At 70.5% G+C, this 21997-nt stretch carries 24 protein-coding genes; 9 read left to right on the top strand and 15 right to left on the bottom strand.

The window, feature by feature from the left end; genetic code table 11:
- Positions 1-91 precede the first annotated feature (91 nt).
- Genes TU31_RS11370 through TU31_RS11360 form a run of 3 tightly spaced genes read left to right on the top strand, consistent with a single transcriptional unit; the run spans position 92 to position 3857 of the window.
- Complete coding sequence (locus TU31_RS11370) at positions 92-1624, top strand: sugar ABC transporter ATP-binding protein (protein ID WP_042152947.1); 1533 nt, start codon at positions 92-94, stop codon at positions 1622-1624.
- 2 nt (positions 1625-1626) lie between these two features.
- A complete protein-coding gene (locus TU31_RS11365) occupies positions 1627-2667 on the top strand; it encodes an ABC transporter permease (protein WP_042152944.1) in 1041 nt (346 codons plus the stop codon).
- A gap of 38 nt (positions 2668-2705) precedes the next feature.
- On the top strand, positions 2706-3857 hold the full coding sequence (locus TU31_RS11360) for a substrate-binding domain-containing protein (protein WP_078885703.1): 1152 nt from the start codon (positions 2706-2708) through the stop codon (positions 3855-3857).
- A gap of 112 nt (positions 3858-3969) precedes the next feature.
- On the opposite strand, the gene TU31_RS11355 is transcribed toward TU31_RS11360, so the two are convergent.
- Complete coding sequence (locus TU31_RS11355) at positions 3970-4704, bottom strand: S1 family peptidase (RefSeq protein WP_042152941.1); 735 nt, start codon at positions 4702-4704, stop codon at positions 3970-3972.
- 388 nt (positions 4705-5092) lie between these two features.
- On the opposite strand from TU31_RS11355, the gene TU31_RS11350 reads away from it, so the two are divergent.
- Complete coding sequence (locus TU31_RS11350; RefSeq protein ID WP_042152938.1) at positions 5093-5446, top strand: beta/gamma crystallin domain-containing protein; 354 nt, start codon at positions 5093-5095, stop codon at positions 5444-5446.
- 333 nt (positions 5447-5779) lie between these two features.
- Here the strand turns inward: TU31_RS11350 and TU31_RS11345 are convergent, their stop codons facing one another.
- The 10 genes from TU31_RS11345 to TU31_RS11300 form a co-directional block, all read right to left on the bottom strand.
- Positions 5780-7297 carry a helix-turn-helix domain-containing protein gene (locus tag TU31_RS11345; protein WP_042152935.1) on the bottom strand — a complete coding sequence of 506 codons (1518 nt, stop codon included), beginning with the start codon at positions 7295-7297 and terminating at the stop codon, positions 5780-5782.
- Between the two features lie 386 nt (positions 7298-7683).
- Complete coding sequence (locus tag TU31_RS11340) at positions 7684-7983, bottom strand: gas vesicle protein K (protein WP_078885701.1); 300 nt, start codon at positions 7981-7983, stop codon at positions 7684-7686.
- A complete protein-coding gene (locus TU31_RS11335; RefSeq protein ID WP_042152932.1) occupies positions 7980-8210 on the bottom strand; it encodes a gas vesicle protein in 231 nt (76 codons plus the stop codon). The genes TU31_RS11340 and TU31_RS11335 overlap by 4 nt, the downstream gene beginning before the upstream one ends.
- Before the next feature lie 3 nt (positions 8211-8213).
- Positions 8214-9017: a GvpL/GvpF family gas vesicle protein gene (locus TU31_RS11330; protein ID WP_042152929.1), complete on the bottom strand. Its 804-nt coding sequence runs from the start codon at positions 9015-9017 to the stop codon at positions 8214-8216.
- Positions 9014-9373 (bottom strand): gas vesicle protein, encoded by a 360-nt coding sequence (locus tag TU31_RS11325; protein WP_042152926.1) that lies wholly within the window; start codon positions 9371-9373, stop codon positions 9014-9016. Before TU31_RS11325 ends, TU31_RS11330 begins: the two co-directional genes overlap by 4 nt.
- A 57-nt stretch (positions 9374-9430) precedes the next feature.
- Complete coding sequence (locus TU31_RS11320) at positions 9431-9655, bottom strand: gas vesicle protein GvpG (RefSeq protein WP_042152923.1); 225 nt, start codon at positions 9653-9655, stop codon at positions 9431-9433.
- 1 nt (position 9656) lies between these two features.
- Complete coding sequence (locus TU31_RS11315; RefSeq protein WP_042152921.1) at positions 9657-10403, bottom strand: GvpL/GvpF family gas vesicle protein; 747 nt, start codon at positions 10401-10403, stop codon at positions 9657-9659.
- A 3-nt stretch (positions 10404-10406) separates the two neighbouring features.
- Positions 10407-10877 (bottom strand): gas vesicle protein GvpJ, encoded by a 471-nt coding sequence (gvpJ, locus tag TU31_RS11310; RefSeq protein ID WP_042152919.1) that lies wholly within the window; start codon positions 10875-10877, stop codon positions 10407-10409.
- 33 nt (positions 10878-10910) lie between these two features.
- A complete protein-coding gene (locus tag TU31_RS11305) occupies positions 10911-11231 on the bottom strand; it encodes a gas vesicle protein GvpO (protein WP_042152917.1) in 321 nt (106 codons plus the stop codon).
- Between the two features lie 54 nt (positions 11232-11285).
- Positions 11286-12386, bottom strand: a complete 1101-nt coding sequence (locus TU31_RS11300; protein ID WP_370682719.1) for a PP2C family protein-serine/threonine phosphatase — start codon at positions 12384-12386, stop codon at positions 11286-11288.
- A 280-nt stretch (positions 12387-12666) separates the two neighbouring features.
- Here TU31_RS11300 and TU31_RS11295 point away from each other — a divergent pair, with 280 nt between their 5' ends.
- The gene (locus tag TU31_RS11295) at positions 12667-13221 is read left to right on the top strand and encodes a hypothetical protein (RefSeq protein ID WP_158894366.1); all 555 of its coding nucleotides are present in this window, start codon (positions 12667-12669) and stop codon (positions 13219-13221) included.
- 50 nt (positions 13222-13271) lie between these two features.
- On the opposite strand, the gene TU31_RS11290 is transcribed toward TU31_RS11295, so the two are convergent.
- Positions 13272-14522, bottom strand: coding sequence for an MFS transporter (locus tag TU31_RS11290; protein WP_042152914.1), 1251 nt, complete (start codon positions 14520-14522; stop codon positions 13272-13274).
- Complete coding sequence (locus TU31_RS11285; RefSeq protein ID WP_042152910.1) at positions 14513-15013, bottom strand: MarR family winged helix-turn-helix transcriptional regulator; 501 nt, start codon at positions 15011-15013, stop codon at positions 14513-14515. Before TU31_RS11285 ends, TU31_RS11290 begins: the two co-directional genes overlap by 10 nt.
- A gap of 223 nt (positions 15014-15236) precedes the next feature.
- Here TU31_RS11285 and TU31_RS11280 point away from each other — a divergent pair, with 223 nt between their 5' ends.
- Complete coding sequence (locus TU31_RS11280) at positions 15237-17327, top strand: SpoIIE family protein phosphatase (protein ID WP_042152907.1); 2091 nt, start codon at positions 15237-15239, stop codon at positions 17325-17327.
- A 74-nt stretch (positions 17328-17401) separates the two neighbouring features.
- On the opposite strand, the gene TU31_RS11275 is transcribed toward TU31_RS11280, so the two are convergent.
- Positions 17402-17848 carry a DUF5946 family protein gene (locus TU31_RS11275; protein WP_042152904.1) on the bottom strand — a complete coding sequence of 149 codons (447 nt, stop codon included), beginning with the start codon at positions 17846-17848 and terminating at the stop codon, positions 17402-17404.
- 442 nt (positions 17849-18290) lie between these two features.
- Here TU31_RS11275 and TU31_RS35865 point away from each other — a divergent pair, with 442 nt between their 5' ends.
- From TU31_RS35865 to TU31_RS11260, 3 genes are all read left to right on the top strand, one after another.
- A complete protein-coding gene (locus TU31_RS35865; RefSeq protein WP_052718889.1) occupies positions 18291-18617 on the top strand; it encodes a hypothetical protein in 327 nt (108 codons plus the stop codon).
- A gap of 138 nt (positions 18618-18755) precedes the next feature.
- Positions 18756-19040: a hypothetical protein gene (locus tag TU31_RS11265; protein ID WP_042152902.1), complete on the top strand. Its 285-nt coding sequence runs from the start codon at positions 18756-18758 to the stop codon at positions 19038-19040.
- Positions 19041-19162: 122 nt separating this feature from the next.
- Positions 19163-19456 (top strand): hypothetical protein, encoded by a 294-nt coding sequence (locus TU31_RS11260; protein WP_042152900.1) that lies wholly within the window; start codon positions 19163-19165, stop codon positions 19454-19456.
- 20 nt (positions 19457-19476) lie between these two features.
- Here the strand turns inward: TU31_RS11260 and TU31_RS11255 are convergent, their stop codons facing one another.
- The gene (locus TU31_RS11255; RefSeq protein WP_042152897.1) at positions 19477-21561 is read right to left on the bottom strand and encodes a SpoIIE family protein phosphatase; all 2085 of its coding nucleotides are present in this window, start codon (positions 21559-21561) and stop codon (positions 19477-19479) included.
- Positions 21562-21997 lie beyond the last annotated feature (436 nt).

The raw sequence follows: 21997 nt of genomic DNA, 5'->3' as shown, positions 1-21997 counted from the left end.
CCGTGCACCCGGCGCCCACACCACCGCGAAGCGCCCCGCAGCAGTGTCCTTTCCGCCGGGAAGAACCACGAGGCCGACCCCGGAGAAGTCCGTGCACGACGCTCCTGACCGCACCCCGCCCCCGCGCCACGGCCCGGAGCCTCTCGTTCGCATACGCGGCCTGTGCAAGCGGTTCGGCGGCACCCTCGCGCTGGACGCGGTCGACCTCGACATCCATTCCGGCCGCATCCTCGCCCTGCTCGGCCCCAACGGCGCCGGGAAGTCCACCCTCATCAAGGTGCTCGCGGGCGTCCACCACGCGGACGAGGGCGAGGTGACCGTGGCCGGGCACCCACTCGGCACCGAGGCCGCCTCCGGCACCATGTCCTTCATCCACCAGGACCTGGGGCTGGTCGAGTGGATGACGGTCGCCGAGAACATCGCCCTGGGCACCGGCTACCCACGGCGCGCCGGGCTGCTGTCCTGGCGGCAGACCCGCGCACGGTGCGCCGAGGCCCTGCACCTCGTCGCCGCGCACCTCGACCCCGGCACCGTCCTCGCCGACCTCCCGCGCGCCGAACGCTCCTTGGTGGCCATCGCCCGCGCACTGGCCACCCGGGCCGAGCTGATCGTCCTCGACGAGCCGACCGCCAGCCTCCCGGCAGCGGACTGCGCCCGGCTCTTCGAGGTGCTGCACACCCTGCGCGACCAGGGCCACGCCCTCGTCTTCGTCACCCACCGCCTCGACGAGGTGTACAAGGCCGCCGATGTCTTCGCCGTCCTCCGCGACGGCCGTCTCATCAGCCAGGGCCCGCTCGCCGGTCACAGCCCTGCCCGGCTGGTGCAGGACATCGTGGGCCAGGAACCGGCCGGCTACGACTTCGCCCCCGCCGCGGGGCCGGCCGTCCTGAGCCTCGACGGCGTACGGACCGAGAACACCGCACCGGTCAGCCTGGAACTGCGCGGCGGAGAGATCCTCGGCATGGTGGGCCTCACCGGCGCCGGCCACATGGAACTGGGCCGCGCCCTGGCCGGCGCCCGGCCGGTCGTCGACGGGCGGGCCCGGCTCCACGGCCGGCCGTACGCCCCGGGCTCGGTCACCGACGCCGTCGCCGCCGGAGTCGGCTTCGTGACCAGCAACCGTCAGGAAGAGGGCTGTGCCGCGGAACTGACCGTACGGGAGAACTTCCTGGCCAACCCGCGGGCCGGCGGGCTGACGGCCTGGCACTGGATCAGCCCCCGGCGCGAACGGGCCGAGGCCACCGCCCTGGCCGAGCGGTTCTCGGTGTACCCCCGGGACAGCGAGGCGCCGATCGCCACCCTGTCCGGCGGTAACCAGCAGAAGGTCATGGTCGGCCGGTGGCTGCGGATGCCGCGCGGTCTGCTGATCCTCGAAGAGCCGACCGCCGGGGTGGACGTCGGCGCCAAAACGGCGGTCTACCGGCTGCTCCAGGACGCACTGGCCGAAGGGCTCGCCGTGCTGCTCCTCTCCACCGACTTCGAGGAGGTCGCCGATGTGTGCCATCGCGCCCTGGTATTCGTTCGCGGGGCGGTGACGGAGGAGCTGAGCGGCAAGGCCCTCACGGTCGCCGAGCTCGCCCGCGCCTCGTCGGCCATGTCCGCGCTCACCGGGGAGACGAGCTGATCATGACGCCTTCCCCGCATTCCCCACTGGGCCGCCGGCTGGGACACCTCGTCGGCGCCTACGGCCTCCTGGCCCTCACCGCCCTGCTGTTCCTGGCCTTCTCCCTCGCCCTGCCGGACACCTTCCCCACCCTGGACAACATCTCCGAGATCCTGTCCAACCAGTCGATCCCCGCCCTCCTCGCGCTCGGTGCGATGATCCCCATCGTCACCGGCAATTTCGACCTGTCCATCGGCTACGGGCTCGGCCTCGCGCATGTGATGACGATGCAGCTCCTCGCGAATGCGGCGTGGCCCTGGCCGCTCGCCTGCCTCGTGGTCGTGGCCGGCGGGGCGGTCGTCGGCACCTTCAACGGCATCGTGGTCGAATTCGCGAAGATCAACTCGTTTATCGCCACCCTCGGCACCGGCAGCATCCTGTACGCCCTCACCGGCTGGATCACCAACGGGGCCCGCATCATCCCCGGCCCGCAAGGACTGCCGGCCGCCTTCACCGACCTCTACGACTCCAGGTTCCTCGGCCTGCCGGTCTGCGCCTTCTACGTCCTCGCCCTCACCGCCGTGCTGTGGCTGCTCCTGGAGAGGCTGCCCCTCGGCCGGTATCTGTACGTCATCGGCTCCAACCTCCGCGCCGCCGATCTGCTGGGCATCCCCTCCCGGCGCTACGTCATCTACGCGTTCGCCGGATCGGGCCTGGTCGTCGGTGTCGCCGGGGTCCTGCTCGCCGCGCAGCAGCGCATCGGCAACCCCAGTGTCGGACTGGACTATCTGCTGCCCGCGTTCGTCGGTGCGCTGCTCGGCTCGACCGCGATCAAACCCGGTCGCCCGAACGCTCTGGGCACGCTGGTCGCGGTCGTCATCCTCGCCATCGGCCTGGCCGGCATCGGCCAGTTCGGGGCCCAGTTCTGGGTCACCCCGCTGTTCAACGGCGCCACGCTGCTCCTCGCCGTCGGTATGGCCGGCTACGCCGCGCGCCGACAGCTGCGCCACCGACGGGCGGAGCCGCCCCGTGCCCACCATGACCTGCGGAAAGTCGCCTCGTGACAGCCCATCACCGTGTCGTCCCTCCGCGAGGAGCGCCCGTGCACCCGAACCGCCAGACCGCCCTCGGCCTCACCGTCGCCGTGGCGGTGGTGGCCGCCGCCCTCGTCGGCTGTGAGCGCGGCACCTCGACCGGTGGCGGGTCCTCCGCCCCGGGTCCGACGACGGCCGGCTGCCCCGCCGTACTGGCCGGTGCCCAGGCGGCCGTGCAACGGGCCATGAAGACCAACCCCGCATGGCACGGCCCCACCCGTGGCCCCCGGGCGGTGCCCGGCAAAAGCATCGTCTATGTCGCGCAGACCATGACCAACCCCGGTGTCGCCGGTGCCGCCAAGGGGGTGCGGGAGGCGGCGAGGGCTCTCGGCTGGAACGTCCGGGTGATCGATGGCCAGGGCACTCCCGCCGGGATCCAAGCGGCCTTCAGCCAGGCCCTCGCCCTGCAGCCCTCGGGCATCGTGATCGGCGGCTTCGACCCCAAGCTGACATCGCAGCAGGTCGCCAAGGCCAACGCCCGGCACATTCCGCTCATTGGCTGGCATGCGGTCGACTCCCCCGGCCCCAGCAAGGACCCCGAGCTGTTCAGCAACATCACCACCAGGGTCCGGAATGTGGCGAAGATCAGCGCGGACTGGGTCATCACGCATGCGCACGGCCACGCCGGAGTCGTCGTCTTCACGGACGCCTCGATCCCGTTCGCCAGAAACAAATCCGAGCTGATCAAGAAAGGGCTGGCCACCTGCGACGGTGTACGGCTGCTGGCGGAGGAGAACATCCCGATCCCGGACACCAGCAGCCGGACTCCCCAGCAGGTCTCCTCGCTGCTCTCCCGCTTCCGGGACCGGTGGACGTACTCCGTCGCCATCAACGATGTGTACTTCGCCGACGCCGCCCCGGCCCTGCGGGCAGCGGGTAAGAAGGGGGCCGGTGCCCCCTTCAACATCGGCGCGGGTGACGGCGATCCCTCCGCCTTCCAGCGCATCAACAGCCGACAGTTCCAGGCAGCCACCGTTCCCGAGCCGCTCTCCCAGCAGGGCTGGCAGATCCTCGACGAATTCAACCGCGCCTTCTCCGGCGAGCCCCCCAGTGGATATGTCGCTCCCGTACACATCTCCACGGCCGCCAACAGCGGCGGGGCCACCACCTGGGACCCGCCCGGATACCGTGCGGCGTATCTGAATATCTGGGGCAAGTAAGCCCGGAACACACCACATTCAGGCCGCTCGCAGAGTGCGCTCCACGACCTCGTCGTGAGCGGCGAACTCGTGAGCGCCGGCCTTCGTCGGCACGATCTGCCCGCGATGTGTGCTATTGCCGGGTGACGGAGCGGATCCAGGCGAGTTGCTGGAAGACCTCCCCGGCCTCAGCGATCTTCTCCCGGTCAGAGCCGTCGAAGACACCGAGGAGGGTTTCGGTGCCGTGTGGGCCGAGGCTCATCACCGGGCCTCCGGAGTCGCCACCGGCGGGAATCCCGGACACCCTTTCCATACAGAAGTCCGAGCCGCCCGGTGCGGTGTAGCCCTCGCATCGCGGGTCGTCCGGCCGTACGACCCGCAGGTCCGACTGCTTGAGCACCGGCGACTGGCAGGTGTTTTCGTCCCCGGAGCAGGTGGCGCCCCACCCGTACTGCCGCACGGCCTGGCCAGGATGGACACGGGCGGTGGCCAAGGGCGCCGTGCGCACCTTCATCGGCGGAACCTTGATGAGCATCATGTCGGCGTGCGCGCTTCCCACGCGTCCCCCGGGCACCGGACGGACCGTGGTGCCCTTCCGCATGTCGAGGCTGCCGACCCGGAACGAGATCCGCTTGTCGGCGACCGGCTGCCCCTGCTCGAAAAAGCAGTGCGAGGCGCTGAGGATCCACTGCTGCGCCACCGCCGTCCCGGTGCACGCCGGTTCACCGTCGACGAGCATGCGCACCGCCCACGGGCCGTAGGTGCTCTTCGACCCGCCGATGACGGCGGAGGCCGGCGCGGACGACATCACCGAGCCCGTCACCAGCAGTAAGGCGGTCAGCAGCAACACACGCACGCGATGCAACATCCGGACCAGTTCCTCTCCTTGGGGCATGGGCCGTACCACGTGGTGAGACACCCCGCTGCGCCAGAAGGTTCCGAATGATCTGGACGAAATCGGCCTGGTTATTCCCTTTTGAGGCAACGCACCACCGGCCCCCGCATCCGCGCCGGCCGCCATCGCCGCCGGCCCTCCCTCTTCCCGTGGCCTGGTGCGTCCCGTTCCCGTGTCCCAGGCGGCTTGCGTATCCCCTGGTCATGGCCCATTTCCGCGTTCCGGCGTGCCGAACTGCCCGGCTCTCGTTGCGGCTGGGACGGATCACCCCACACGCTCGGATCACCGGAGCACCACATCGACGCCACCCCCGGTGGCGCGAATTGAGCTCCGGGTTCGACATTCGAAGCAAGGAGAACTTGTGATCTCGAAAACGAAGAAGGTAGTCCGGTCCGCGGCCGTGGCCTTCGCCGCAGCCGCCGCGTTCACCGTGACCGTCCCGACCGGCAACGCCTTCGCCATTGACAAGGTCCCCTGCCGCGGCGGGGAGAACTTCCTGAAGATCTGGTCGCACAGCGACGGGCGTCAGAGCGTGGACTGCTACGCGAACGCGGGGAAGATTTCCTTCGGCGGGTGGTGGGTCGACAAGATCTCCACGGGGAACAACGACTTAATCTACTACGACGCGAACGGCGACTCCGTGAAGATCGAACGGTGGCACGAGATCACCTTCCCGAACCGCCCGCCGAAGGTCAACGACATCGAAATCCTGTGACGAGCTAACGACGAGTCAACGGGGCGGCGTTGGCCCGGAATGGCCGTTTGCCACTGAGTTCCCTTTCCCGGATACCGCCGCTTCCCGGACGGGCGCCGGCATTTCCGCAGCGTGAATCTGCCCGCACCCGGCTCACTGATGCCGGCCACGTCCTTCCGGGCGTGGCCGGTATCGGCATGAGCGGCTCCGGCGGCGGCCCGTGGCCGGCCGACTTCAACGCCACTGCCGTCAAGGGCGTCTGGTGGCGGTCAACTCACTGGACTCCCTGAACCCGAGATGGGTGTCGGCCCCTCGGCGCGAGAGCGAGGGGGCGGTTTCGTATGACGTCGATGGCTACTCCTCCCGCTTGATCCACTCGCTGCCGCCCAACGGGTAGTCGTAGCCGGGGCGGCCCGCGTCGGCACTGGTGCGGAACGGGGTGCCGCGGTTGTCGATGTGCACGGTGCCGTGGCGGTTCCCGCTGGACCAGTCCAGGGCGAGGTCCCAGCGGACGTCGTGCGCCTTGGTGTGGGCGGTGACATAGAAGACTTCCGGGTCGGACTCGCTGATCTTGTACGGGAAGTCGCGCTGGCCGTTCTTGACGGTGACGGTGGGGCTGCCGTTGTCGAGGTCGATGTCGAATGACTTGGTCTCGACGTTGCCGCCGCATCCGACACCCATCGAGTAGTCGTTCCAGGCGAGCGGGGCGCCCTTCGCGACGACCCGTACATGCAGGGCTTCCAGGACGACGGTCTCTTTTCCGGTGCCCTGCACGGTGAGCGCGACCCGCTGCTCCCCCGAGGAGGCCGCTCCGTTCGCGGCGGCCCAGCGGGGCGCGTCCCGCTCGACAGCGGGCGGGCCGACCTGTTCGGGCTCCCTGTCGACCAGGAAGTGCTGACTGCACGGGCTGTCGTAGACATACGGGCGGGTGGCGACGTTGACCCGTACATCGTCCGCGTCCTCGCCGTCGCCCCCGCCGCTGTGGGCGGAGGGCTCTGACGCCGAGGCGGAGGGTCTGCCGGTCTTCGCGCTCCGAGACGGAGAAGGAGTGGCCGACGGGGACCGCCCCTTGTCGTGTGCACGGGCGGTACCGGTGCTGCTGGGAGTGCCGGTGCCGGCTCGGTCGGTCCCGGCGGACTTCTGCCCGCTGCCGTCGCCTCCGGAGGACGGCAGATTCACGGCCAGCACGACGGCTCCCAGAGCGGCTGCCGCGGCGACGGACGCGATGAGCGTGAAGCGGCGCCGACGGGGCCGCACGGGAGCGGACCGGACAGCGCCGCCGACAGCCGGTTCATCACTGCCGCCGGACTCACCGGGATCGCCGTTCTCACCGACCTCACCAGCCTCACCGGGATCGCGGGCCTCGTGGACCTTGTGGAACTCGTGGACCTCGTGGGCCTCGCTGCGTTCCGGGTCCAGGGACACCGGCTCCGTCCCCGCCCTCACCTCCGGCGGTCCACCACCCGAACCGGCCGCATCTCGGAGGCGGTTCCCGTCGGCGGCCGCCTTCGCGTCTGGCTTCGGCGCCCCCTCGGGCTCGTCGGCCCCGGCACCGCGCACCACCACCCCACCCGGCCCCGGCCCCGGCCCCGGCCCCGGCCGCTGGCGACCCCGCGCCGCATCCGCCAGAATCCACCGCCGGTGCAGCTCGATCAGCTCCTCGGGGGTTGCCCGGCACACCCGCGCGAACCGCTCGGCCGGCGCGTATTCGGTCGGCACCGCGCTGCCGCGGCAGTAGCGGTGCAGCGTCGATGTGCTCATGTGCAGCCGCTTGGCGAGCGTCCCGTAGCTCAGCCCCGAGCGTTCCTTCAACCCGCGCAATAACTCCGCGAACGCGTCCGCGTCCCCGGCAGCCCCCATCGCCCCAGACATCGTTGTCCCCTTCCACGCCTGACCCGGCGCGTCCCGTTCCGCGTTCCAGGCCCTTAGATGTCTCCCGGACGAAGTCCGTTCTGTGTTCCAGCATCCCCAACTGCCCAATATTCGTGGCGGCTGGGATGAATCACCCCGCAATCTCCGTTCATCCGAGCACCACACACCCACCGCAGCACCCAAGGAGCTCACCAGATGGCCACCACCCGGAACTCCCGCACCCGCCTTCTGACCAACTGGCTTCCGGCGCCGGAGGGCTCCTTCAACGTCATGCTGCGCAGGTTCTGGCCTGGCCCCGGCCCGAAGCCCCGGAGCGCACCTGGCACACGCCGGCCCTCTGCCGCTTCGGCTGACCAGGGGGGAGTTGACGAAGACGGCCGGCGTTCTCAGTTGCGGGTCAGGAGGGACCCCAACGGCCCCAGGTCGAGGTTGAGGTCCTCAAGGCGCAGGTCGTGCTGCTCGCACAGCTCGGTCATCCGCGCTTCGAGATGCATCAGGGTCTCCCCGATGTGTTCCACCTGCTCCTCGCTCAGGTCGCCCTGCTCCACGCGACGGATGGCCTGACGCTCCATCAACTGCCGCAGCAGCTCCACCACGGTGAGCACCAGGGAGACCAGATCGCGGCCCATTTGCTCACGGTCGAGGTCGAATCTGCTCTCCGGCGTACCCGGCGTTCTTCCGGTCACAGCGGGCCTCCGTCCGACCACGGCGCGGGGACGCGTTCGTTGACCGAGGACAGCAGTGCGTGCAGGGAGAGCCGGACCAGCGGCACCTCGGCGATGGCGATGACCAGGTCGCCGCTGACCACGACCCCGGTGGACAGCACGCGGTCCAGGAGGTCGACCAGCGGCACCCCGATCGGCCCGGCGAGTGGGCCCGGGGTGTCCCAGGGGACGGGTTCGTGACCTGACACCGCTCACACCTCCCCGGCGAAGGAGTACGGCGCCCAGGGGCCGGAGACCTCGACCTCCGCGCCGGTACGGCGCCGCAGGAGCTCCACCGCATCGAGGAGCTCCTTCTCGCGCACGGTGGTCACCAGGTAGGCGGCATTGAGCACTTGCAGCCGGTGCCGCTCCCCCGTCATCTCCTGGGTGTGCGGGCGGAGCCGGCGGGTGGCGGTGGCCAGGCGGCTCAGGGCGGCATCGATGTCTTCGGCGGTCCGCAGCGCCCGGTCGTGGTGCTGCTCGCGCGCCTGGTGCAGCCCGCGCTTCCGTTCCAGGTAGGCACGGCCCGCCCCGCCGCCGTCCCGGGGACGTGCGGGTGGCGCGCTCTGCGGAGCCTCGGACACGGTCGCCGGGAGACTGACCTTCACGCCCCATTCGGCGTGGCCCTCGATGCGGGCCAGCGCCGCGGCGAAGCGGTCCCGGTCCGCGCCGAGGGCCTGTTGTGCCCGCTCGTCCCCGCGGTAGAGGGTGGCGAGCGCCAGCGGCACCGTCGACCCGCAGGCGGCGGCCGCGGTCACCACCTCGTGGTGCGCGCGGGCGCAGCGTTCCAGTTCCGCACGGTCCGCCAGCCGCTGCTGCCAGGCGTCCTCGGTGAAGCCGTCGGCCGGTACGTGCTGGACGACCGCGGTGAGAGGACCGAGCGGCAGGGTGCGCACGGGGAAGCCCGCGGCGAGGCCCGCGAGCCCGCTGAGGGCGGCCGGGTCCAGCCGGCGGCACACCGCATAGACATAGGTCGCGGTCGCGGTCTCCGGGGCGCCGGGCTGCTCCCTCGTCATGACCCCGCCTTGTCCTTCGTCCGGGAGGAGGACGCTTCGCCGTCGTCGGCCGGCTCCAGCGCATCCAGCCGCTCGCGCAACCGGGCGTTCTCCTCGCGCAGTTCACTCCGCGCCGCCTTGGAGCTGAGCGCCGGATCGGTCTCCCACCAGTCGATCCCGGCTTTCCTGGCCGTCTCCACCGAGGCGACGAACAGCCTCAGCCTGATGGTGAGCAACTCGATGTCCAGCAGATCGATTTTGATGTCCCCGGCGATGACAATGCCCTTGTCGAGGACGCGTTCGAGGATGTCGGCGAGGTTCGCGGTGCTGGGACCGTTGGCAGGAGGAGCGGCCGGTCGGTAGTCGACATCGGTCATGTGGTCACTCCTTCCTCTTCGTCGCGTACCGGGCGGGCGGTGGCTCCGGAGCGCCGGTCAGCTCTCGTACAGCAGGTCGAGCAGCTGTTCCTCTTCCCGCTCGAACGCCGCTTTGCTGAGGTGCCCGGCTTCGTACTCCTGGTTCAGTGCGGCGAGCCGGGCCCGGATGACGGCCGGATCGTGCAGCTCGCGGTCGGCCGCCCGGGCGAGTTGGTCGGCCACCCAGACCACTCCCCGCACCGGGGCGAGCGGCAGGGTGAGCACTCCGCTGATCAGCCCCATGTCAGCCGCCGGCTCTTCCCGCGAGCACCTGCGGCTCCAGGAAGCTGTAGCAGGGCAACGGTCCCGCCACCCGCAGGGCGACGCGCTCGCGCCGGTCCTGGGCGAGGCGCTCCGCCTCCGCGGCGAATTCGGCGCTGTCACTCCGGTCCACCAGGAACGACATATTGAGCTGGCACCCGGATACCTCCGGCCCGGGGCGGACCGCATGGGCCCAGGGCTTCAGCTCGCGCACGATCTCCCGGCCCGCTTCGGCGGCCCGGCGGGACAACGCGGTCGCCACCGCTTCTCCCAGCCGCATATTGGCCTCGTAGCTCGGCCGCCGGTGCACTTCTTCGCGCAGCCCGCGGATGGTGGCGTCCCCTTTGACGAGCGCGGCGAGTGAGTCGTCGGCCGGCATCGCCTTGACATTGATCTCGACCCGGCCCGCGAGGCTCTCCAGCGCCGTCAGATGGCGTTCCTCGTCGTCGGCGAGCTGACGGCGGATCACCGTCTCGTCCGGCGCCACCATGCCGAATCGCATCGGCAGGACCGGCCCGCGTTCGGACAGGGCCAGCAGCAGCTCCTGATGCGCCAGCAGGTCACGACGGCGGGCCCGCAGCTTCGGCGGCGCCTGGCTCACGACCGCGGCGACCCGCCCCTCCTCGATTTTCTCCACGACGCCTGGGGGATCCCCGACTCCGCCCACATGCGAGGGCAACGGGCGGTCGGTCCGGATGATGCCGTAAACGTAGATACCGTCGTCCGTCACGGGTCATTCCTCCTCTGTGTGCCGCCGGCGGGAAGCGGCTCCGGACCGGGCGGAACTGCGCCGCCGCCGCTGCGGCTGCGCCTCCTCGTCCGCATCGTCATCCTCGTCATCGCCCTTGCCCACCGCCGAACGGACGGTCTCGCCCACGGATTTGGCGGCGTCTTTCACCTTGCGCTTTCCGATGCCTTTGGCGGCCTGGCCGCTGAAGAGTTCGGGAACGGTGACACTTCCCGAATCCCGCTCCAGATCCAGCCGGTTGCACGCCTCCGCGAAACGCAGGTAGGTATCCACGCTGGCGACCACGATGCGGGCATCAATCTTCAGAATCTCGATCCCGACCAGGGACACCCGTATGAAGACATCGATGACCATCCCGCGGTCCAGGATGAGCTCCATCACGTCGTACAACGTGCCGGCCCTGGGCGGGCAGGGAATTACCTCTCCGGACAGGCCGGTATACGTCGTCATGCTCATCTGGGGTGCCCTTTCAGCTGGTCGGGACGGCGCTCACTGATCGGCCGCACCTCGTCGATAGCGGTGGGTCCGGTAGTACTCGCGCAGTTCGCCCTCGTTGTCGAGCCTTACCTCGTACGTCGCGAGAAGGCTCGTGGTGTCCGGGATCCGCGCCAGCTCCAGCACATCCACCACGACACACCAGCCGTCGTCGGTCCGCCGGACCGCCGAAACCCCTTCGGTCCGGTGGCTGATCACGCTCTGAAGCAATTCGGCAGCGCGCTGCGCCACTTCCGCCGGAGTGTTCTCCGGCGTTGATTTCCGTTTACGGGTAGCCGTGGACGACCGCACCCGCGTGCGGGATTGCTCTGCCATACCCCAAGTCTCATCGTCTCCCCGCCCCGCGCATCCTGAGCGGGCCCATTCTGATCAGGCGTCGTGGGGAAGGTGGCGCCGGGTGACGGCCAGGATGGCCATGTCGTCCTCGTGGTCGCCTTCGGTCCAGCGGCCGACATCCTTGGTCACGGCCTCCACCAGCGCCTCGGGGTCCGTGAACCGCCGGCCCAGGCGCCCCGAGCACACCGGGTCGTAGAAGGTGCCCCGCTTGTCCCGCGCCTCGGTGACCCCGTCCGTGATCAGCAGCAGGGAGGCTCCCAGGGGCAGTCGCACCCCGTCAACCGGTACGGAGGCCGCCGCTGTGAGGTCGCCCAGCCCCACGCCGAGGGGCAGCTGAGGGATGGTCGGGTCGAGCCGGACGAGCTGACCGCCGTGCACCAGATACGGCGGTGGATGCCCGCGGTTCACCAGGCTCAGCATCTCGCCGTCGGCGGAGACCTCGGCCAGCACAGCGGTGGTGAAGCCCTCGCTGGAGATCACCGGCCCGCTCCCGGCCGCCGCCCTGGCCAGCGCCTCGTCCAACCGCTGCCCCAGCGTGTTCAGGCTGGGAACGTATTCGGCTTCCTGACGGAACGCGCCGAGCGCCACCGACACCGCGGCGACGGCCTTGATGCCCTTGCCCCGCACATCGCCGATGATCATCCGTACCCCGAACGGCGTCTCCTGCACCGCGTAGAAATCACCGCCGATCCGCGCCTCGGCCTGCGCCGCGGTATACCCGGCAGCCACGGCCAGCGGCCCGGCCTCCTTCGGCGGGTCCGGCAGCACCGCCCGCTGGACCGCCTCCGCGACATCCCTGGCCAGCGCCAGATCGCGGCCCTGCCGCACAATGAGCCGGTTCACCCCGAGCGCCAGCACGCCGATCAGGCCGACCACCGCCAGATCGACCAACAGCGGCGTCGCCGGACGCCCCCGCTCGATGTCCAGAGCCACCGAGACCACACAGGTGACACACACGACGGCGAGCGCGGAGCGGAACGTGAGCGTGGCCCCGGCGACGAGCGGTGCGGCGGCCAGCAGCGGGAGCCCCATATACGGCTCGGGCGCGAAAAGGTTCAGCAGAACGCCGGCCAGGAGGGCCAGCGCCGCGAGTATCCAGGGCACCTTCGCCAGCGTGGGTTGCAGGCCATTCACAGCGCATCTCCTGCTGCCGGACCGCGCCCGCGACGCGGGGCGACCGGCGGACGGTGTGCCGCACCGCCATGTGCGTCATTCCGATGGCTTCACATATACGCCTTGTGGGCTGGATGTGCTCGTTACGCACCCGCTCCCGCCGGTGTGACCAGACTCCGGAAGGTGCGTCGCCTCCCATGAGCGGCTCGCCCCGGACTGGCTGGATCCGGAGGCCGGGTCTCGGTCCCCTCGAACGATAATGATCGAATTGTGCATAGAGGGGGGCAGCATCATCTTTTACTTGATTCTCGCCTGTGATGTGCTTTTTTGGATCTTCCTGGTCGGCGGGCTGGCTGCGCGCTACGCCGCCGGCTGGCGGACCCTCGGTGGTGGGCTGCTGCTCTGCGTCCCGCTGATCGATGTCGTGCTCCTGGGAGCCACCGTCGTCAGCATCCAGGACGGCGCCGGACCGACCGTCTGGCACGGCCTGTCGGCGGCCTACCTCGGCCTCACCGTCGTCTACGGACACCGCACCGTCCGCTGGGCCGATGCGAAGTTCGCCCGCCGCTTCGGTGCGGGCGCCGCACCGCCCCGGCCGAGACTCCACGGCCGCGCGGCCGTCGTCGACGCCTGGAAGTCCTGGTTCAGGTTCCTGCTGGCCTATGCGATCAGTGTCGGCATGATCTTTGGGTTGGTGGCGCTGGTCGGCACGCTCGACAAAGGGGCTCCGCTGCTCGTCTGGCTCAACCCGCTCACCAAGGTCCTCGTCTACAGTCTCGTCTGGCCCGTAACCACCACCATCTGGCCCGGCAAGGCGCCGGAACCGGAGCCGCAACCGGCAACGGAGAACGGCTGACCGGGATGATCTCGCGCCGACCATCGGCCCGAGATGCTGGAAGGACACCCCTAACCGGCCGCCGCCCCGCGCGCGGACGGCGCGGAGAACCAGCGCAGCCCCGGTGTGGTCGAGCCGACCAGTACCACCGCGCCGATGCACAACAAACCGCCGCTGACCAGGGCCGTCGTGCCTGATGTGGCGTTCGCGACGAGGCCGCCGCGCAGATTGCCGAGGTCCGGGCCGGCCTGGCCGACGATTTGTTCTGCGGCGCTGACCCGGCCGAGCAGTTCGTCGGGGGTGTGCAGCTGCACGAGGGTGCTTCGGGAGACGACGGAAACCGTGTCGGCGGCACCCGCCAGCACCAGGAAGGCCAGGCCGGCCCAGGGGTCGGCCGCCAGGCCGAAGAGGGCGAGGGCCGCGCCCCAGGTGGCCGAGCCGCCGAGCATGACGAGGCCGGGGCGGGAGCGGCGGGTGAAGCTCCCGGCGAAGAGGGACGCCACGACCCCGCCGGCGGCCACGGCGGTCAGGAAGAGGCCGAGCGTGCGGGGGTTGTCGCCGAAGCGTTCCGCGTTGACCTGGGGGAACAGGCTGATCGGCATCGACAGCACGGTGGTGGCCAGGTCCGTGAGGAGCGCGCCGCGGATAACGGGGGTGCGGACCAGGAAGGCCAGACCGTCCGCCACACCGCGCAGACCGGGCCGCGCGGGCTCGTCGCCGGGGCTCATCCGTGGCAGGCCGTACGCCCCGTAGAACGCGGCGACGAAGGTGAGGGCGTCGATCAGATAGCAGCCGCCGACGCCCAGCCGGCCCAGGATCAGCCCGCCCAGTGCCGGGCCCGTCAGCATGGCGCCCTGGAAGGAGATCCGGTTCAATGCCAGCCCGGCTGCGAGCTGTTGCTCCGGCAGCAGACGCGGAATGAAGGTGCGGGACACCGGTCCGCTGCCGGCCGTGAAGCAGGACTCCACCGCGACCAGTAACAGCACCGCCGGCGTCGGGAACTGCCCGACGAGCCCTTGCAGGGCGAGCAGCAGCACGCACCCGGCCTGGCCGGTGGTCATGATCAGGTAGAACTTCCGCCGGTCCACGCGGTCGACGACCGACCCGATGAAGAGGCCGAGCACGATGAGGGGGACGGCCTGGGCCAGGCCGACGGCCCCGGTCCAGACGGTGCTGTGGGTCGTCTGCCAGACCTGGAACATCACGGTGACCAGGGTCATGTGCCCGCCGAGCCGGGAGAGCGCCTGGCCGAGCCACAGCCGCCGGAACGGTGCCGACCGCCGCAGCGGGGTCACATCGAGCAGCGCGTGCTTCACTCCCATGCGGGGTCCTCGGCGAGCTTCTCGGCGATCCGGTCATGGAAGCTCTTGCGCGCGAGCAGCTGCTCGATATCGGCGACGACCCGGGTCAGCGGATAGGGGAGCTCGGCCTCGATCTCGGCAACGGCCGCCTCGGTGGCGCGCCACTCCGCGGCGAGCCGTCCGACGATGCCGCGGGCCCGGTCCGTGAGCGTCACCGTCTTGCTGCGCGCGTCGTCGCCCGCCGCGGTCTCCACCCAGCCGGCCGCGCGCATCGCGGCCACCTTCTGGCTGAGCGCGGAGTGCGTCCGGCCGACCGACTCGGCCAGTGCGGTGATGGTCATCGGCCCGCGGGCGTGGAGCCGGAGCAGCTCCAGGACGAAGCTCGGCTTGAGCCCGGTGATCCGTTCCTCGGTGTAGAGCCGGGCGATGTCCGCGTCCATCGCTGCCTGTAGCAGTCGCAGCGGCCGCCACAGGGTCTGCTCGGTGGGATCGAACGTGGGGTCCTCGGCCATCCGCGGATCGTAACAGCGCTTATGTAAGTGCTGTCAGGTTGCTTCCGGCCAAGTGGCGCCGGGGCCCCTGCGGGACGGAGTGGGCGGGCGGCCGGTCCTGGTGGACCATGGAAGCCACAGCACTCACCAGCGAAGGGGAGGGCCACAGCCAGCGAGGTGGACAGGCCACGGGCCGGAGCGAGGGGCCCGGCCACGTGGTCCGTCGGGTGGAAGGAGTGCCCGGGTGAGCGCAGCCGACGGGCGTCCGGCCGAGACCGGGAAGCCGGCGGGAGTACTGCCACAGCCGAGCGGGCTGATGGACCTCCTCGGTGTGGCCGCGGTCCTGCTGGACGCCGATGGGCGGATCGTGCTGTGGAGCCCGCAGGCCGAGGACCTGTACGGCTACACCGCCGAGGAGGCGCTCGGGCGGTACGCCGCACCCCTGCTCGTCCACCAAGAGCACTGGGACCTGGTGATCGGGAGGTTCGCCGGGGTCATGGAGACCGGCCGCAGCTGGAGCGGCACCTTCCCCGTCCGGCACAAGGACGGCACCGTACGGCTGGTGGAGCTGCGCAACATGCGGCTGATGGACGACCGCGGCGACTTCTACGCCCTCGGGCTGGCCACCGACTCCTCGACGCTCCGCGAGGTGGAGCGGGATGTCGCCCTGTCCACCCGGCTGATCTCCCAGTCCCCCATCGGGCTGGCGATGCTCGACACCGAACTGCGGTACGTGGCCGTCAACCCCGCCCTGGAGCGGATGCACGGCATACCCGCGAAAGATCACCTCGGGCGGCACTACCGCGAGATCATGACCGCCGCGAAGTTCGAGGTGCCCGAGGCCGCGATGCGGGAGGTGCTGAAGACCGGAACGCCCATGGTCGACCAGACCACGGTCGTCGGCCGTACCCCCTCCGACCCGGACCACGAACACGCCTGGTCGATCTCGCTGTACCGGCTGGAGGACCCCCATGGGCGGGTGCTCGGAGTGGCCGACCTGGTGGTGGATGTCACCGACCGGTATCAGGCAGCCAGGGAGGCCGCCGAGGCCCGCCAGCGGCTGGCCCTGATCGCCGACGGCTCCGCCCGGATCGGGACGACGCTGGAGGTGGGACAGACCGCCCGGGAGCTGGCCGAGGTCACCGTGCCCGAGCTCGCCGACGTGGTGACGGTCGATGTCCTCGACTCCGTCCTGGACGAGCACCGCCCCACCCCCGACGACGGCACGGCGCTCTTCCGCGCCCTCGCGGTGAAGGCCGCCTACCCCACCGAAGCCGTCCAGGCCGCCGATCCACCCGGCCATATCGCCGCGTACGACACGGACCGCCTGGCCACCCAGTGCGTGCGCACCGGCCGCCCGATCCTCGTCCCGCACGCCGACGCCGACGACCTGGCGCGCATCGCCCGCGACGACCACGCCGCCACCCTGCTGGCCCGCGCCGGGGTGCACTCCTACCTGCTGGCCCCGCTCACCGCCCGCGGCCATATCCTCGGCGTCCTGGGCCTCATCCGCGCACGCAATTCGCCCCCCTTCGACGAGGACGACCTCGCCCTCGCCTCCGAACTGGCCTCCCGTGCCGCCGTGTGCATCGACAACGCCCGCTCGCACCAGAGCGTGCGCAACGCCGCCGAGACCCTTCAGCGCAGTCTGCTCCCCGACCACCCACCGCACCGCCCCGGCCTCCAGCTCGCCTCCCGGTACCGGCCCGCGCAGGCCACCTACGAGATCGGCGGCGACTGGTACGACGTCCTCCCGCTCGACGGCGACAAGACCGGCCTCGTCGTGGGCGACGTCATGGGCAGCGGCATCGACGCCGCCGCCACCATGGGCCGTCTGCGCACCGCGACCTGCGCGTTCGCCGATCTCGACCTCGACCCCGCCCAGGTCCTCCAGCACCTCGACAAGATCACCTCGGGGCTGGAGCACTACATCGCCACCTGCGTGTACGCCACCTACGACCCCCACCGCGCGGTGTTCCATATCGCCACCGCCGGCCATTTGCCGCCCGCCCTCGTACGCCGCGGCAAGCACCCCGAGCTCCTCTACCTGCCCACGGGCACCCCACTCGGCGTGGGCGGCGTCCCCTTCGAGACCATCACCTTCGCCCTCGACCCCGGCGACCAACTGGTCCTCTACACCGACGGCTTGGTGGAAACCCGCCACCACTCCCTCGACGAACGCCTCGACACCCTGCTCCGCCTGCTGGACGCCCCCGACCACTCCCTGGAAGAAACCTGCGACCGCCTCCTCCGCGAACTACGGCGTCCCGACGACCCGGACGACGTCGCTCTGCTGATCGCGGGCACCGAGCGGTTCCCCCCGCAGACGCTCTAGACGTGCCCGCACCGTCCCGTCGTCCGCCCGGACAGCCCTAAGGGCTCCTCCCGTAATCCCTGGCGGGACAGCCCTTAGCTCCACGCGTCGACCGTCGCGGCGGCCCAAGCCTGGACGCGTTCCGTGAACTCCGCGGAGGGGAACGAACCGTCGACGGCGACATCATGGATCGTGACGGAGAAGCGGGAGGGCGGCGCGTCCCGGTGCGGCGGGGCCGTGTGCCGGACGTCGGGTGAGGGCTTGCCCTTCGCACGGTGGGAATTGCCGCGACGAGCCCGACCGACGAGCTGGTTCACTTCGTCGAGGCCGCCTTCGAGGTAGGCGTGCAGGAGCGCCCAGGCCATCGCGCCGTCGTCAGCGGGCAACTGACTGGGGTGTTGGAGCAGGAAGCAAGAGACCGATACGCCGTGCAGCGGCCCCCACGGTGCCTGCCGCGCATGGTCCAGCGCGAGCAATGACTGGAACAGCTCGTCACAAGATCGCGGGTTCCTCGGCGCACCGCACTCTGCGCAGGGTTCCATGCCTTCTCCTTGATCCTCGGAGTACGACGTACCAGCGTCTCCGGTTTCGCGCTGCGGCGCATGTGGTTTTCCTGGCGTGGAGCATTCATCCCGCTGCAAAGCTCCACTGACTGAATGCGCGCATTTAAAGGGCAAATTCTTAGGCGTCGACGGGTTAATTGCGCAGCCGAATTCCGATATGGCTTGATTCGATGACTCCACCGGCGGCCGGTCACTGGGAAGCCCCGGGGTGGGCGTGGCCGTCATGCTCATGCCCTTGCTGCTCAGACCACCGGCAACGGCGGCGCGTCCGGGCCACCCGGGAGGCTCAATTATTCGCCCGGATTCGGTGCTCTCAAGTGGTGCGCCGTGACAATGCAACTGGCTGCGTGTCATATCACTACTGCGCCGCAGAAGGCCGACAGGGTGTCGCCCTTCGCAGCAGGCCGAAAGGAACATGTCCATGCGCACTGCCCGCACTCTGTTCGCCTCAGCCGTCATCACCGCGATGTTCGCGATCACCGCACCCGCCGCGTCCGCCGCGTCCACGGTCGAGGACCACACGACGGACCATGTCGCGTCGAGCAGCTCCGACCACGACCACGACAGGTGCAAGCACGGACACCACAAGCGCGACCATCACAAGAAGGACCACCGCAAGAAGAACCACCACAAGCGCGATCACCACAAGCGTGACCACCACAAGCGGGACCACCACAAGCGGGACCACCACCGGCCGTCCGGCGGTGTGCACACCGGCGGCGGGGCCCTGGCCGACCTCCTGCGCTAGGACGGGCCGGGCCGGGCGCGACGGTCGGTGACCGGGTGCCGGCCGGCTCCCTGCTGTGCTGCGGGGGTGGGCTCTCCTCTGGGGAACCCACCCCCGTGGCGATTCGCCGTGTCCGGCGACGGCTGATAGGGAGGTGACATGAGCGAAATACCTCCGGTTCTGACCGTGACCGCCATCAGCACCATCGGAGTCACCGATGTCCACGACGACAAGGCCGACTCATGGCTGGTGATCGAAACCGCCGAACAGGGCCAGTTGTTGCTGAACCTGCCCGGCCCCATGTACCGGGCCGCGGTCCAGTCGACCGAGCTCCCGGCCGACCAGCCCGGCCCCGGCCGCCTGGCCCTCACCGAGGCCGAAGTCGCCGCCTACCGCGCCCATATCGCGAGCCTGACGCGCACCGACCAGGAGCCGTCCGAGTGACCTTGTGACCTGCCGGGCCGGTCACCGACTCGCGGGCCCCTCCGCCCTGGTCCGACCGGACTGCTTGCGGCGGACGTCTCACGGCCGCGTTTCAAGCGGCCGAAAGCGGCAACGCGTTGTGCATGTCCACACGCGCTCGTTACCGCAACAACGAAGCAGCGAAGGTCATCGTCGTCCTCGCGGATCTGACGGCGTTGATCCTCGGTCTGTGGATCCTGTTCGCCCTCCTCGACGCGAACCGGGCCAACGACCTGGTCAGCTTTGTCCATGCTGCGGCCGGCTGGCTCGCCGGGTGGTCGCACGATCTGTTCACCATGGATGCCGACTGGTTGCGGACCGTGCTGAATTACGGGCTGCCCGCCGTCGTCTATGTGTGCATCGGGCACGCGCTGGCTTCCCGGATCCGCCGCATCTAGGGCGCCTCTCCTGCCGGCCCCTACGTGCCCCGTCCCTCGCCCCCGGCCCGCGCGATGAGGAGGGCGACGTCATCCGGGTCGTCCGGGTCGCGCAGTGCGTCGAGGAGGCGGTCGCAGGTGTCCTCCAGTGTGCGGTCCGGGCGGTCGAGAAGACGGAGCAGGAGCGCCAGGCGCTCGTCGATGGGGTCGTGGCGGGTCTCGACCAGACCGTCGGTGTAGAGGACCAGCTGGTCGCCGGGGCGCAGGGGGAAGGTGGCTTCTTCGAAGGGCACTCCGCCGACCCCTAGAGGTACGCCGATGGGCAGGTCGAGCAGCTCCGGTGACCGGCCCGTGCGCATCAGTACCGGCGGCAGATGCCCGGCGACGGCGATGTGGCATGCCGCGTGGTGCGGGTCGTAGACGGCGTAGGCGCAGGTGGCGTACTGGTCCAGATCTGCGGTGATCTTGTCGATGTGCCGCAGCACCTCGGTCGGCGGGATGTCGAGGTCGGCCAGGGTGGAGGTGGCGGTGCGCAGGCGTCCCATGGTGGTGGCGGCGTCGATGCCGCTGCCCATCACATCGCCCACGACGAGGGCGGTCTTGTCCGCCCCGAGGGGGACCACGTCGAACCAGTCGCCGCCGACTTCGCTGGTCGTGCCGGCGGGCTGGTAGCGGGTGGCGATCTCCAGGCCCTTCCGGTGCGGCGGCCGGTCGGGGAGCAGGCTCCGCTGGAGGGTGATGGCGGCGTTGCGCTGGCCTTGGTACAGGCGGGCGTTGTCGATGCACACCGCGGCGCGCTCGGCCAGTTCGGCGGCCAGCGCGAGGTCGTCCTCGTCGAACGGCAGCGGGTTACGGGCGCGGGTGAGGCCCAGGGTGCCGAGTACCTCGCCGCGGGCGATCAGCGGCATCGTGAGATACGTGTGGATACCGGCCCGGGCCAGCAGGGCGGCGGCCTCGGGGTCACGGGCGATACGGGCCAGGTCCCGCTCCTCGACGTGGGGTATCAGGATGGGACGGCCGGTACGCACACACCGGGTGGCCAGCCGGTCGGCTCCGTAGCTGGTGAGGTGGCCGGGAGGATCGGCGGCGCGGACCGCCTCCGTGGGGTAGGCGGCCTTGACCGCGAGGGCCCGGAAGAGCGCATGACGGGCGCCGGGTGTCTGGGGCGGGCGGCCTTCCAGGACGGAATCCAGGATGTCCACCGCCGCTACGTCGGCGAGCTCGGGAACGGCGACCTCGGCCAGCTCGCGGGCGGTCTGCTCCACCTCCAGAGTGGTGCCGATCCGGGCGGTACCGTCGGCGATCATGGCCAGGCGGCGGCGGGCGCGGGCCGCCTCGGTGGCCGCGCGGTGCCGGTCGGTGATGTCCACGGCGAGCGCGGCCACCCCGAGCACCCGCCCGCCCGGGTCCTCCAGCCGGTAGTAGGAGACCGACCAGGCGTGATCGTTGTCGGGGTCGGCGGGGGTGCGGCCCACGGTGTACTCGTCGACCAGCGGCGTGCCGGACGCCAGGACCTGCTGCAAGGCGGCCTCGATGGCGTCGGTCTCCAGGAACGGCAGCACCTCCCGTACCGACCGGCCGATGTGCTCCTCGGCGGGCACCCCGTTCATCCGCTCCAGCGCCGGGTTCACGGCGAGATAGCGCAGCTCGGTGTCCAGGACGGCCAGCCCGATCGGGGACTGCGAGACCAGCCGCGTGGACAGCGCCACATCGCGTTCCACCTGGCGCAGGATCTCCTCGTCCGTGGCGATGCCCAGCGCGTAGAAGTCACCCCGGTCGTCCAGCAGCCGCATATTGCGGAACTCGACGAGCCGGGAGCTGCCGTCCTTGTGCCGGACGGGGAAAGCGCCGGCCCAGCTCTCGCCGGTCGCCATCACCTCGGTGAACAGCCTGATCACCAGGTCCAGGTCCTGCTCATGGACCAGCAGCCGCCCCGCGAACCGGCCCAGCGCCTCCTGCGCGGTGTAGCCGAAGAGCTTCTCGGCCTGCGGGCTCCACAGCACGATCCGGCCCTCGCCGTCGAGCAGCACCGCCGCGACGCTGAGCAGATCCAGCAGCCCGCTCCGCTGCGGCACCCCGGGAGGCGGCTGGTCGCCCGCCGGGCCGAAGGGGCCTGCTGTACCCATCCCAGGCACCTCCTCCGCCTGTGAGCGCGGCATGCGGTCCCGCCGGCTTCGGGCTGCGGCCCGTACCCACTACACCTCGCAGTGCTTCCATGTTCCCCGGATCAGGGGGGCCGCGCAGTCGCTCCGGTCCGCGCCCGCGGCGTCACGAGCCGCCGATGCCGTGGGCAGGGAGCGCACCGGCCCGCATCGTGATCAACACCACCCCTGCCGCGGTGTCCCGGCGGGTCAGGAGCGTGCGCCCGGAAAACGGCATCCCCGCTGGTCACGCCCCGTGGAGCAGGCGATCCCGGGCACGCTTTACGGGCCGGTCGGTGGGTGAACGGGGCGGGTCGGCGGGGACAGTCCGCGGTGTCCGCCGCCGCAATTTCCGGTACGCATTCGGCGCCCGGGCCCCGGATTTGCCTCGGGCCAGGGGCGGTGTGCAACAGTGGGCCTC

The sequence above is a fragment of the Streptomyces lydicamycinicus genome (assembly GCF_000829715.2).
GTDB classification, from domain to species: domain Bacteria; phylum Actinomycetota; class Actinomycetes; order Streptomycetales; family Streptomycetaceae; genus Streptomyces; species Streptomyces lydicamycinicus.
This window is presented reverse-complemented; position numbering and strand designations above follow the sequence as displayed.